General features: G+C 64.3%; 12 protein-coding genes. 7 read left to right on the forward strand and 5 right to left on the reverse strand.

What is annotated here, in order from left to right; all coding sequences use genetic code 11:
- Positions 1-367: 367 nt before the first annotated feature.
- Both ACTIEY_RS19290 and ACTIEY_RS19295 read left to right on the forward strand, forming a co-directional pair.
- Positions 368-1,051, forward strand: coding sequence for a type 1 glutamine amidotransferase domain-containing protein (locus tag ACTIEY_RS19290; protein ID WP_439520812.1), 684 nt, complete (start codon positions 368-370; stop codon positions 1,049-1,051).
- A 344-nt stretch (positions 1,052-1,395) separates the two neighbouring features.
- Complete coding sequence (locus ACTIEY_RS19295) at positions 1,396-2,292, forward strand: VaFE repeat-containing surface-anchored protein (RefSeq protein ID WP_439520764.1); 897 nt, start codon at positions 1,396-1,398, stop codon at positions 2,290-2,292.
- 320 nt (positions 2,293-2,612) lie between these two features.
- Here the strand turns inward: ACTIEY_RS19295 and ACTIEY_RS19300 are convergent, their stop codons facing one another.
- From ACTIEY_RS19300 to ACTIEY_RS19315, 4 genes are all read right to left on the reverse strand, one after another.
- On the reverse strand, positions 2,613-3,062 hold the full coding sequence (locus ACTIEY_RS19300; protein WP_439520765.1) for a carboxymuconolactone decarboxylase family protein: 450 nt from the start codon (positions 3,060-3,062) through the stop codon (positions 2,613-2,615).
- A 160-nt stretch (positions 3,063-3,222) separates the two neighbouring features.
- Entirely contained in the window at positions 3,223-4,146 is a 924-nt protein-coding gene (locus ACTIEY_RS19305; RefSeq protein WP_439520813.1) for a sigma-70 family RNA polymerase sigma factor, read from the reverse strand.
- Between the two features lie 428 nt (positions 4,147-4,574).
- Positions 4,575-4,793 (reverse strand): hypothetical protein, encoded by a 219-nt coding sequence (locus tag ACTIEY_RS19310; RefSeq protein ID WP_439520766.1) that lies wholly within the window; start codon positions 4,791-4,793, stop codon positions 4,575-4,577.
- Between the two features lie 88 nt (positions 4,794-4,881).
- Entirely contained in the window at positions 4,882-6,471 is a 1,590-nt protein-coding gene (locus tag ACTIEY_RS19315; RefSeq protein ID WP_439520767.1) for a sigma-54 interaction domain-containing protein, read from the reverse strand.
- A gap of 227 nt (positions 6,472-6,698) precedes the next feature.
- Between ACTIEY_RS19315 and ACTIEY_RS19320 the strand changes: the two genes are divergently transcribed.
- On the forward strand, positions 6,699-7,772 hold the full coding sequence (locus ACTIEY_RS19320; protein ID WP_439520768.1) for a hypothetical protein: 1,074 nt from the start codon (positions 6,699-6,701) through the stop codon (positions 7,770-7,772).
- Here ACTIEY_RS19320 and ACTIEY_RS19325 read toward each other — a convergent pair.
- The gene (locus ACTIEY_RS19325; RefSeq protein ID WP_439520769.1) at positions 7,756-8,808 is read right to left on the reverse strand and encodes an NAD(P)H-dependent flavin oxidoreductase; all 1,053 of its coding nucleotides are present in this window, start codon (positions 8,806-8,808) and stop codon (positions 7,756-7,758) included. The two genes, ACTIEY_RS19320 and ACTIEY_RS19325, sit on opposite strands and share 17 nt — an antisense overlap.
- A gap of 79 nt (positions 8,809-8,887) precedes the next feature.
- Here ACTIEY_RS19325 and hpaR point away from each other — a divergent pair, with 79 nt between their 5' ends.
- The 4 genes from hpaR to hpaE are packed head-to-tail and all read left to right on the forward strand — an operon-like array spanning position 8,888 to position 12,271.
- Positions 8,888-9,364 carry a homoprotocatechuate degradation operon regulator HpaR gene (gene hpaR, locus ACTIEY_RS19330; RefSeq protein ID WP_439520770.1) on the forward strand — a complete coding sequence of 159 codons (477 nt, stop codon included), beginning with the start codon at positions 8,888-8,890 and terminating at the stop codon, positions 9,362-9,364.
- A complete protein-coding gene (locus ACTIEY_RS19335) occupies positions 9,361-10,023 on the forward strand; it encodes a fumarylacetoacetate hydrolase family protein (protein WP_439520771.1) in 663 nt (220 codons plus the stop codon). Before hpaR ends, ACTIEY_RS19335 begins: the two co-directional genes overlap by 4 nt.
- Positions 10,020-10,805, forward strand: coding sequence for a fumarylacetoacetate hydrolase family protein (locus ACTIEY_RS19340; RefSeq protein ID WP_439520772.1), 786 nt, complete (start codon positions 10,020-10,022; stop codon positions 10,803-10,805). Before ACTIEY_RS19335 ends, ACTIEY_RS19340 begins: the two co-directional genes overlap by 4 nt.
- On the forward strand, positions 10,802-12,271 hold the full coding sequence (gene hpaE, locus ACTIEY_RS19345) for a 5-carboxymethyl-2-hydroxymuconate semialdehyde dehydrogenase (protein WP_439520773.1): 1,470 nt from the start codon (positions 10,802-10,804) through the stop codon (positions 12,269-12,271). The genes ACTIEY_RS19340 and hpaE overlap by 4 nt, the downstream gene beginning before the upstream one ends.
- The last annotated feature ends 278 nt before the right edge of the window (positions 12,272-12,549 follow it).

Consider the following 12,549-nt stretch of genomic DNA (forward strand, 5'->3'; position numbering starts at 1 on the left):
ATCGGAATTGGGGTAGGCGGGCGTTGGTGGCGGCAACAAGCTGGTGGGGCCGTAGGCCCAACACTGTGTCGACATAGTGTCGACACAGTGTTGGGCTGCCGTTGTGACATCGAGGCGACATCACATGGACCCAGACGTGCATGAGGAGCACCGGGCCGACCGGACGTTCCTTCACGTCGGCGCAAGGCAACTTGCTGAGTTCGCTGACGAACAGACGAAGTTGGCCTGCTGGCGGCAACCTACTGACTGACTTTCATGGTCATGAGCGTTGCTGCGGGCCTCCCGTTTCTCGATTGGCGCGCCGTGTGCCTCCCACCCCCAATGCACCGCCGTTCAGGCACTGGTGTTCAACCCAAGGAACCCCCCAATGAAAATTCTGATGATCCTGACCTCACACGACCAACTCGGCAGCACGGGCAAAAAGACGGGATTCTGGCTGGAAGAGTTTGCTGCGCCCTACTACGTTTTCAAAGACGCCGGTGCCGAGATCGTGCTTGCTTCTCCCAAGGGTGGGCAGCCGCCACTCGACCCAAAGAGCGACGATGAAGACGCGCAGACCGATGACACACGGCGGTTCAAGAAAGACCCGGTGGCCATCGAAGCACTGGCTCACACCACTCCTCTGGTTGATGTGACTGGCGAAGGCTTCGACGCGGTGTTCTACCCGGGTGGCCATGGCCCCTTGTGGGACCTGGCCGAGGACAAAAACTCCATCCAGTTGATTGAGACGATGGTTGCCGCCGGAAAGACCGTGTCGGCGGTGTGCCACGCACCCGCCGTTTTTCGCCACACGAAGTCCGCTGATGGCTCGCCACTGGTCAAAGGCAAGAAGGTCACCGGGTTCACCAACACCGAGGAAGAAGCCGTGCAGCTGACCCAAGTAGTGCCCTTCCTCGTGCAGGACATGCTCGAAGCCAACGGGGGTCTGTACCACAAGGGAGAAGACTGGCAGTCTTTCGTCGTCACCGATGGCCAATTGATCACCGGGCAAAACCCCGCCTCCTCGGCCGCTGCCGCGCGCGCCGTGCTGGCGCGACTCCAGGCCGCCTGAAACGCCCTACCCAAACCCAAGAACGGAGAAGCCATGGCTGACGGACGGCCGCATCGGGTACTTCCTGGCTGAACTCCGCGAGCTCAACGATGACCGTGAATGAACAAGTCTCCACTTGCAGCAAACCGGCTGCGCGAGATTCAGGTATCGAGGCTGCGAGCAGGGGTACTGGCCGGAGTGGAACACCACGCGCGGGCAATGCCTGTGCGCAAGCGGCCTTCGCCTGCGTTCGGTAGGGCACAGACCTCGCAGCCTTTGCCCGCTACGCTGTTCTGGACCAATTGAAACCATCGAAAAGACACTTTAGCTTTCCGGTGCATATCAATTTGCCAGGAGAAACGTCCATGAAATGGAGTGTCCCTTCCCGCATTTCCGCTGTCGGTGCCATGGGTCTGGCCCTGTCAGCCACTCTCGTGACCGGCGCGGCCCTCGGCCAGGGTGCGGTGAATCTCAAAGGCCTCGCGCTCGACACCGCAGACAACAACCGTTTCTTCACCCGCCTCGGCGGCACGGTTGGCAACGCGCTGACGTACACCGGTCTGGCCGCCGGTGAGACCTATACGGCCTCTGGCCAGCTCTACAACCTGACCACAAAAAGTTTGGTCGGTGAAGCCGTGACCACGACATTCACAGCCAAGTCTTCTTCAGGAACCGCCAAACTTGAGTTGCCGGTTCCGCAGAACCGGACCGAATTCAACATCGACTACGTCGTGGTGGTGAACCTCTACAAAGGAGAAACCGCCAAGGGTGTTGTGGTCGCGAAACTCGATGATCTGGCAAACCCCTCTCAGACCATTCAACTGCACGCCATCCAGAGCATCCAGGTGACCGCCACGACTGCGGATGGCGGCCGGTCGCTTCCTGGCAATGGTGGCAAGATCATCGCGAAGGTCAACTACGCCAACATGGTCGAGGGTTACGCCTACACGATCTGGGGCCAGTTGTTGACACCGAGCGGTCAGGCGATCGGCGTCTTTGCAAACATTCCGGAGTATGTCCCTGAGACCAAAGCGGGCAGCGTCCCGCTCGAATTCGATGTGCCCAAAGGCTATGAAGGAATCAGCCTGGTTCCCGCGATCGGCCTGTATCACATGAAGCGGGTCCAGATCGGCAAAGACGGCAACCTGACTTGGATCCCCGGCTCGCCAATGCCTGTGATGATCGCCTCAGACATGAGTGTCGATGCGCCCGAGCAGACCATCGCAATCGGCGTACCGTTCGCGATTCAGCCAGCGAAGTGATTCACGGAACTCCCGCCATCGAGCCCAATTAACACCACGGGCTTGAAGCCGTGTGGATGCGGCTGGACAGAGGATTGACGGGTCGGGCACCCTAAGCGTTGGGCACTTTACTTGCGAGCACCCACGTGCTGTGACAGTGCCTGCAGACCGCTGCAACTGCAGTGGCGGCTTTGCGGCACTTGGCCATATGACCGCTCAGGGCCCGTTGCCGCCTGTGGCTACAGTCATGTCGACGACCGTATTGCGGCGGTCTAGGTGACAGGCAGACCGCAGGCCTGGTGCAACCGTTCAGCCACGTAGTCGCGGATCCGCCAGTAGTTTCACGATTTGGCGCGGGGCTTCATGCGGAAGCTTATGCCCATGCGATTGATAGCATTCATGGTGGCGATCGTGAGAGTCAGATCCACCAAATCCTTCTCACCAAACGCGGTCAATGCGGCCGAGTAGGCCTCATCGGAGGCGTGAGTTTCGCGCACCAGCGTCACCTCCTCGCACCACGCTAACGCAGCGCGCTCCTGCTCAGAGAACAAGTACTGCGCCTCGTGCCAAACAGGAACGAGTACCAACTTTTCGACCGACATCCCCTCAGCAAGCAGATCACGCGTGTGAATGTCGATGCAGTGCGCACAACCGTTGATTTGAGAAACGCGTAAGAAGACCAAATGAGTCAGTAGGCTCGGTAGGCCAGTGTCTTTGGTGACAAAGTGATGCAGTGTTCCGACAGCCTTGGCGCCCTGAGGAGAGGCTTGAAACCATACAGCTCGATTCATAGATCAGATTCCTTCAGTATCAATGATGGGCGGAGACCGAAGTCGACCTCCTGCTCACAAGACGTTTGACACGAAGGCGCTGTGACACGTGATGGAAAAAATGGCGACGAACATCGGCGTGCAGCAAGTGTTGTGGCGGCCTGTCCACAGGAACGGTAAATCAGTGTGGATTTCGCTCTGGCAGCAAATCGCTGTGGCGTTTGAGGCGCGCCAATTTGTCCGGATTACGCTGTATCCGCACCTGCGAGATGCGGCCACGGTTGTACTCAAAGGACTGAACGGACTCCAGTTCCCCTTGCAGGTAACGCAGTAGAGCCCATTCACCGTTCAAAAATGCCAGTTCAAGACACATGCTGTGGCCATGCCGCAGGTGGTGCGCGTAATAGAGCTGGGCAATGCGCTGAGCTCCGCTCAAGGGGTTGCGCAAGCTTGGACCGTGTTTGCCAAAGTCACCAACCAAGGCAGCTTCTTCGGCCAACAAAGCGCGTATCCCGCTGAAATCACCTTTCATGATGGCCTGTATCAGGCGATGCAGAAGTGCGTACTGCTCCGGCGACGGGGTTCGCGAGCTCGGCCTGTCCACGCCGCGCGCCGCCGCCAGGCGTTGCTTTGCACGGTGCACGATTTGACGAGCCGTCGCCTCGCTTTTGCAGATCGTCGCCGCAATGTGCTCATAGTCGACTTCAAAGACCTCCCGGAGCAGGAACGCAGCGCGCGCTTCTGGCGTCAGGCAATCGAGCAACACCAAGAAGGCTACGGAGACATCATCGGCAGCTTCGTGGATTTGCTCCGGTGTGGCTGGGCCGTCGCTGAGCAGTGGTTCGGGAAGCCAGAGGCCTGGATAGGCTTCTCTGCGCAGTTTGGCAGAACGCAAGCGATCAATTGCGATTCGCGTGGCGACCGTGATAAGCCAGGCCTCTGGAACCAGCACGGCTTTACGTTGATTCTCGACTTCATCATGCCAACGTAGCCAAACATCCTGCACCAGGTCTTCGGCCTCGTCGACGGAGCTGAGCATTCGATAGCCGATGGCCATCAGCCTTGGGCGCAATCGCAAAAAGGCTTCTTCTGAAGATGGTGACAAGGTATCTCCTGAGACATTTCTGCTGCCTTCGCTCCGGTACGCGTAAGTCGTCGCGTCCAGTGTTCGGACAGGTTCGACCGCCAGCGGCAGGTTTGCGTGCACATTGGTCGCTTGTGGCGTTCCACAACACTTAGGAGCAACGGCAGAGCAGACTCTCGACCTAGTGGGCCAAAAGTCCGCTTCTGGCCGATTGCGGCAGTCTAGCCGTGGCACCGCTGCCTGCAACCCGGAGAACTTCATGCCCAACGACTGATTGACTGCAATATGGTGCAGATCGCACGTTCAGCGCATGGCCATGAATGTCCGCAGCCAGTCTAAAGCTGTAGTTCGCGATGGCAGGCTGATGTGCAGCCTCCGATCGATTTCCGACCCGTTTGCCCTACCGATCTTGGCCGCTAGATAGGCGTTTGGGCTGACCGGCGCGTCCCCTACCTCCAAACCAAGTCATCCGCGTCCAGCGCAGGCTGCCGCAGCAAATCCTCATCGATCCCCATCACCGCACTGGCCCGCTCCACCGCCCGCCACAGCGGCGGCGGCATCTTCAAGATTTCTTCGGGCGAGTCGGCCTGCGCAATCCAGCGGCTGATCTGTTGGTGCTCATCCGGGGTCAGCAAGGCCAGGTTCAGCATCTCGTCAATGGTTTTCATGGCGGCTTCGGTCAAGTCTTGAGGAACTGCGCAGATGCTGTCACTCATCCCGCGCGTTGGCTTTCAACCAAACTTTCGTCCCCACCCTTCACCGCAGCCCCGCCTTGCGCAACCGGTAGCTGAACTGCCGCAACGTGAGCCCCAGGCTCTGAGCCGCGCGCGACTGGTTCCCCTGGTGCTGCGCCAGCGCATCCCGCAGGCTCTGTGCGCTGTGCGATCGCACGCTCTGGTAGTCGCGCACCTGGCCGGCCTCTCCAGGCTGGGCGGGCGTCAGGGCGTTGCCAGGCATCGGCGGCATGAAACGTTCCAGCGTCTCGGCAGTGACCAGCGTGTGGTCGGCCAGCAGCACCAGCCGCTCGATCAGGTTGCCCAGTTCGCGGATGTTGCCGGGCCAGGGATGGGCCTGCAGTCGCGCCAGCGCATCCGGCGCCAGGTTGACATTGCGCTGGTGCGTCTGGTTCGCCCGGTTGACGAAGTGCAGCGCCAGCGCGCGGATGTCATCGCCGCGCTCGCGCAGGCTGGGCAGGCGGATCGGGATCACGTTGAGGCGGTAATAAAGGTCTTGCCGGAACCGGCCGGCCTGTACCTCGGCGGCCAGTTCGCGGTTGGTCGCGGCCACCAGCCGCACGTTCACCGTCACTTCGCGCGTGCCGCCCAGCCGCACCAGCGTGCCCTCCTGCAGCGTGCGCAACAGCTTCGATTGCATGGCCAGCGGCAGTTCGCCGATCTCGTCCAGGAAGATCGTGCCGCCGTGGGCCTGTTCGAACCACCCCGCGCGCGCCGCGTTCGCGCCCGTGAAGGCCCCCTTCTCGTAGCCGAACAGTTCGGACTCGAACAGCGTCTCCGGAATCGCCGAGCAGTTCACCTTGATGAACGGCTGGTCGTGCCGGCCGCTGGCCAGGTGCACCGCGCGCGCAAACAACTCCTTGCCCGTGCCCGACTCGCCCAGCAGCAACACCGTGGCCTGCGATTGGGATACGCGCTCGAGTTCGCTCAGGGCCTGCAGCAAGGCCGGAGACTGGCCAATGAGGCCGTAGCGCGCACTCGCGCTGTCAAGCGCGCGCGCCAGCGCCGCGTTGCGCGCCATCAGCTGGCGCGTCTGCTCGGCCACCAGTTGCTCCAGTTGCAGCAACTGCCCCGCCAGCGTGGCCAGGATGCGCAGCACCGCCAGGTCGTCGTTCAGGTGGCGCTGCCGGCTGCGGATGCGGTGACACGCCAGCACGCCTATGGTCGCGCCATTCACGTCGATCGGCAGCGCAATGAAGGCCACGGTCTGCGGCGGCAGACGGTCTCGCGGGACGGTGCGAAACAGGAACAGCGGCTCGGCGTCCACGTCCTGCACGATGGCCGGCAGGCCCGAAGCCAGCACCCGACCGGTGATGCCCTCCCCCCAGCGAAACGTGCCGCGCTGCACCTCCTCGGCGGTCAGGCCGTAGGCGTGGCGGATGGACGCCGTGCGCTCGCTCAGCTTGCCACCCATAGGCGCCTCGCTCGCCAGCACCATGCGCCCCCGGTTCAGGCCCAGCAGCTCACTCATCAGGTGCATCATTTCCCGCAACACGAAAGCCGGCGCCAGGCTGCGCCCCACCAGCTTCATCACCTCGCGCATCAGCAGCAACTCCTGGGCGTGCCAGTCGGTGCCGGGCGGAGCGTCGGGGTCGGTGCGGTGGGGAGGCATGGGCGCGAAGCAAGCAAGCATCGCGCCCGGTGAACGTCTTTGTCTGTTTAAGCCAAATGACTACCTCCCAAGGCGCGTCGGGTGGGCGATGGCATCCCGGACGACGCCCTGAACCGGCTGCGCATGTAAACCGTGCGAGGCAGGGGTTTTTGCGGCGCTCAGGCCAGCCAGAGCGCATTCGATGGCTCGGGCCAATCTCTTGTGCCGGGCAATATAGTCGAGTGGACATGCCCCAAACCCCGCCCGCTGCCAACGCCCTGCGCGTGCTGCCCCCGAGCGCGCAACCGCTCTCGGCCGCCGCGCGCGCCTACAACCTGCAGCTCACGCGCATCGACAAGCTGCGCAGCCAGCTTGCCGAACTCGACGCGCTGGGCCGGCAGCACCGTCAGGCATTGCACGATGCGGTGGCACCCTTGCGCTTGCAGGTGGGGCAGCGCCAGCGTGAACTGGCGCTGGCGCTCGACGCTCATCTGCAGGGCAAGCTGCTGAGCCAGGGCCAGGCGACCGTGGCGCGCGACGCCTTGTGTCACCTGGCGCGCACGCTGGCCGAGGAGGGGGATGTCGCGGTGCGCGAACTGCACGATCGCCACAGTCCACGGTCGCTGGCGCAGTTGCGCCAGGATCACGCCGACGCCCTGCGTCAGCGGCTGGAGACCGTGCTGGGAGAACCGCTTGCAGATGACGGACAGGACTTGAGCGCTGAACAACTGGTGCGGGCCGGCATGGAACGCTTGCGCCGGTCGCAACAGGAAGCGCAGGAACGCCGGCGCGATGCCGCAGAGGCGCGACGAGCGCGCAAGCGTCCGGGTCGTGCGTTGCGCGAAGCCGAACAGCAGGGCGCCGACACGCTGCTGCGTCGCCTGTTCCGCCAGCTGGCCAGCGCATTGCATCCGGACCGGGAGAGCGACCCCGCGGCCCGCCTGCGCAAGACCGCCCTCATGAGCGAGGCCAACGCTGCCTATGAGAAGCGCGACCTGGTCACGCTGCTGCAGATCCAGTCGCGCGCCGAACTGGCCGATCCCGATGCGGTGCACCGCCTGCCCGATGAACGCCTGGCTGCGCTCACGCTCCTGCTCAAGGCGCAGGTGGCTTCGCTGGAGCGCGAGCGCGCGGCGCTGCAGGCCTCATTGGCCGCCGAGTTCGATCTTCCCGAAGGCACCTCACCCAATGCCAACAGCTTGCTGCAGCAACGCATCGACGAAGCGCGCTCGCTGGAGTCCGCGCTGTCCGGCCTGTCGCAGGACCTCGAAACGGTGGGCGACGAACGCGGCCTCAAGCGCTGGCTCAACGCCCGGCGCTGAAGCCCTGGATCAGGTCGCGGGTGATGTCCGCCGCCGGCAGCTCGCGGCACTGGCTGGCGTTCTGACCCGACCACAGCGGCGAAAAATCGCCGCTGCCGTGCGCCTCCCAGTGCGCACGCAAGGGCGCCATGGCGGCGGTGGCCAGCGGAAAGGCCGGTGCGGCCGGGTTCATCGGGCCGAGCTCGCGCATCACGCGGTTGACGATGCCACGCGCCGGGCGACCGGTGAACACGTGTGTCAGCGCGGTGTGGTGCGCGGCCTCGGTCTGCAAGGCGGCGCGGTGCACAGCGCTGGTGGTGGCTTCAAAGCTGCACAGGTAGGCCGTGCCCACCTGCACGCCTGAGGCGCCGAGCGCCATGGCGGCGGCCACGCCGGCCGCATCGGCAATGCCGCCGGCGGCGATCACCGGTACGCTCACGGCGGCGACGATCTGCGGCAGCAACGCCATCGTTCCCATCTGCGTGGTGAGGTCGTCGGTGAGGAACATGCCCCGGTGCCCGCCGGCTTCCACGCCTTGCGCAATGACCGCGTCGACGCCAAAGGCTTCCAGCCAGCGCGCCTCCTCGATGGTGGTGGCCGAAGAGATCACCACACTGCCCCAGCCCTTCACGCGTTCGAGCAGGTCGATGTCCGGCAAGCCGAAATGAAAGCTCACCACCTTGGGCCGGAAGCGCTCCAGGATGTCGGCCGCCGCGCGGTTGAAAGGCACGCGGCCCGCGCCGGTGGGCACCTGGTGGATGTCGATGCCCGCTTCTTCGTAGTGGGGCGCGAGCCAGAAGCGCCACGCCGCTTCGCGAGCCTCGTCGGGCTCGGGCTGCGTGTGGCAGAAGAAGTTGACGTTGTAGGGCCGCGTCGTGCCCTCCTGAATCGCGCTCAGTTGTTGCGCCATCGTCTCGGGCGTGAGCATCGCGCAGGGCAGCGAACCCAGGCCGCCCGCGTTGCTCACCGCCACTGCCAGGGCGGCGCCCTGCACGCCCGCCATCGGCGCCTGAATCAGAGGGTGTTCGGTGCCGAGCAGTGCGGTGAGTGCGTTCATGCACGGCATTCTCGCCGCGGTACCTGGGTGGGTAAACCCTGAATGTGTTTCCAAAGAATTCATTTAACATATTAAATAAATGAGCAACACCGACACACCATTTGCCCACCGCAACCTGCCGCGCCTGCTGCTCGAAGCGCGCGAGGCCGTGATGCTGCACACCCGCCCGAGCCTGCGCGAGCACGGCCTGTCCGACCAGCAGTGGCGCGTGTTGCGCGTGCTGGGCGAACACGCGCAGTCGCCCGGCGGCGTGGAAACCGGCCGCGTGGCGCGCGAAGCCTTTCTGCTGGGCCCCAGTCTCACCGGCGTGCTCACCCGCATGGAGCGAGACGGCCTGATCGAGCGCAGCCGCTGCCCGCAGGACGCGCGCCGCACCGTGGTGCGCGCCACCGCCGCCGGCCTGAAACTGGTGAAGGCCTTGTCCGGCACCATCGAAGCGCACTACGCCTGGCTGGAGCAGAGGCTGGGCAAAGCCAGGCTCGCGCAGCTCTACACCCTGCTCGACGAAGTGATCGCACTGGAGCAACCCATGGAAGCCGAGGTGCTCGAAGCATGAACACAACCCCCTTGAGTCCCGGCTGGTTGCCCGAAGGCACCGTGTACGGAACCTTGCTCAACTTCCGGCACGAACTGGCGCTCTGGGCGCCGCACATGAACGAAGCGCCGTACCAGGCACCGCCCAAGGCCCCGGTGCTCTATGTGAAAACCGCCAACACCTTCACGCCGACTGGCCAGCCCATTGCATTGCCTTCGGGCGCCTCGGTGGAGGTGGCAGCCTCGCTGGGGCTGGTGATGGGCGCCGGCGGCGTGGCGGGCATCGTGCTGCTCAACGACGTGGCGGTGGCGCACGACAGTTACTACCGCCCGCCGGTCAGGACGCGCTGCGTGGACGGCTTCCTCGGCCTCGGCCCCGAATGCGTGCCACTGGATGCGCTGGGCGGGCTCGATGCCCTTCGCGAACTGGAGATCGAACTCCACCGCAATGGTGTGCACAAGCAGACCACGCGGATGAGCGAGTGGGTGCGCGATGCCGTCACCCTGCTCACCGACGTGCGCGAATTCATGTCGCTTCGACCCGGCGACGTGCTCATGACCGGAACCGACTGCCTGCCCGAAGGCGGGCGCGAACTGGTTCACGCGGGTGACACGGTGGAAATCACCGCGCCGGGTTTCAAGCCGGTGGTGCACAGCTTCGTGGCGGAGGAGTCGGCATGAAGCACGCACGCATCGAATGGGGTGGCCAGGTGCACGACGCCATCGAATCACAAGGCCAGCTGGAACTCACGGCGGGCGACCACCAGGGCCGGCTGCTCTCTTTCGACGAAGTGGTGTGGCTGCCGCCGCTGCCACCCACGCCACCGAACCGCCCACGCACCGTGCTCGCGCTGGGCCTGAACTACGCCGACCACGCGAAGGAACTCGCCTTCAAGGCACCCGAGGAACCGCTGGCGTTCGTGAAGGGCGAGGCCACGCTCATCGGCCATCGCCAGTTCACGGTGCGCCCTGCCGGCGTGAGCTACATGCACTACGAGTGCGAACTGGCGGTCGTCATCGGCCGCACCGCCCGGCGTGTGACCCGAGCCGACGCACTGGATTTCGTGGCAGGTTACACCGTGGCCAACGACTACGCCATCCGCGACTACCTGGAGAACTGGTACCGCCCGAACCTGCGCGTGAAGAACCGCGACACCTGCACGCCCATCGGCCCCTGGCTGGTGGACGCGGCCGATGTGCCCGACCCCATGAACCTCGCGCTGCGCACCACGGTGAACAGCCAGGTCACGCAGGAAGGCCACACCAGCGACATGATCTTCGACGTGCCCACGCTGATCGAATACTTCAGCGGCTTCATGACGCTGCAGCCCGGCGACCTCATCCTCACCGGCACGCCCGACGGGGTGGTCGACTGCCAGCCCGGCGACGTGATCGTCACGTCCATCGAAGGCATTGGCGAACTGGTCAACACCATCAAGCAACACCTCCCCGCATCTTCATGACGATCCAGCACCTCATCAACGGCCAGGCCGTCCCGGGCCCCACCACGTTCGACACCATCAACCCCGCCACGCAGGAGGTGCTGGCCGAAGTGTCCACTGGTGGCGAAGAGCAGGTGAACGCGGCGGTTGCGGCGGCCAAGGCCGCCTTTCCGAAGTGGGCCGGCCTGCCAGCCACAGAGCGTGCCCGGCTCATGCGCAAGCTGGGCGAACTGATTGCTGCCCACGTGCCGGAGATCGCGCGCACCGAGACCAACGACAGCGGCCAGGTCATCTCACAAACCGGCAAGCAGCTCGTTCCGCGCGCGGCCGACAACTTCCAGTACTTCGCCGAGATGTGCACGCGGGTGGACGGCCACACCTACCCCACGCCCACGCACCTGAACTACACGCTGTTCCACCCGGTGGGCGTGTGTGCGCTCATCAGCCCGTGGAACGTGCCCTTCATGACGGCGACCTGGAAGGTGGCGCCGTGCCTGGCGTTCGGCAACACCGCGGTGCTGAAGATGAGCGAACTCAGCCCGCTCACCGCTGCGCGCCTGGGAGAGCTGGCGCTCGAGGCCGGCATCCCGGCGGGCGTGCTGAACGTGGTGCACGGCTACGGCAAGGAAGCGGGCGAGCCGCTGTGCGCGCACCCGGACGTGCGAGCCATTTCGTTCACAGGCTCCACCGCCACCGGCAACCGCATCGTGCAGAGCGCAGGCCTGAAGAAGTTCAGCATGGAGCTGGGCGGCAAGAGTCCGTTCGTGATCTTCGACGATGCCGACCTGGACCGCGCGCTCGACGCGGCGGTGTTCATGATCTTCAGCAACAACGGCGAACGCTGCACAGCGGGCAGCCGGATCCTGGTGCAGCGGAGCATCTACGCGGACTTCGTGCAGAAGTTCACCGAGCGCGCCCGGCGCATCACCGTGGGTGATCCGCTCGATGAGAAGACCATCGTGGGCCCGATGATCAGCCAAGCGCACCTGTCCAAGGTGCGCAGCTACATCGAGCTGGGACCGAAGGAAGGCGCCACGTTGTTGTGCGGTGGGCTGGATCGGCCTTCCTACGCGCCGGAACTGCCCGGTCGCGTGGCCAAAGGCAACTACGTCTGGCCCACGGTGTTCGCCGATGTGGACAACCGCATGCGCATCGCGCAAGAGGAAATCTTCGGCCCGGTGGCGTGCCTGATTCCGTTCCAGGACGAGGCCCATGCGATCGAGCTGGCCAACGACATCCAGTACGGTCTTTCCAGCTACGTGTGGTCGGAGAATCTGGGGCGTGCGCACCGGGTGGCGGCATCGATCGAAGCGGGCATGTGTTTCGTGAACTCGCAGAACGTGCGCGACCTGCGTCAACCCTTTGGTGGCACCAAGGCAAGTGGCACTGGGCGCGAAGGCGGGACCTGGAGTTATGAGGTGTTTCTCGAGCCCAAGAACGTGGCTGTTTCTCTTGGGGCGCATCACATTCCTCATTGGGGGGTGTGATTTGTTTTCAGCTGCTTCGCTCATAGGTGTTGGCGGGATCGAACGGGCAGGGCGCTCTGCTCCGCGAATGTCCTCCGGCGGCTGGAGCCGCCTCCCCCTTTATTTCGCTGCGCAGAGCGCCCTGCACGCTCGATCTAAAGGGGCGTGTGTGCATTCGTCTTTCCGGATGCGTGGTTCGGAGTGGCTTTCCGCACTGGGGTGTCCACCGCAGCGAAATAAAGGAGGAGGGGCCGAAGGCCCCGGGGGACATTCGCGGAGGTGGCCACCCCAGTGCGGAA

It is taken from the genome of Hydrogenophaga sp., from assembly GCF_051858985.1.
Taxonomy (GTDB): domain Bacteria; phylum Pseudomonadota; class Gammaproteobacteria; order Burkholderiales; family Burkholderiaceae_C; genus Hydrogenophaga.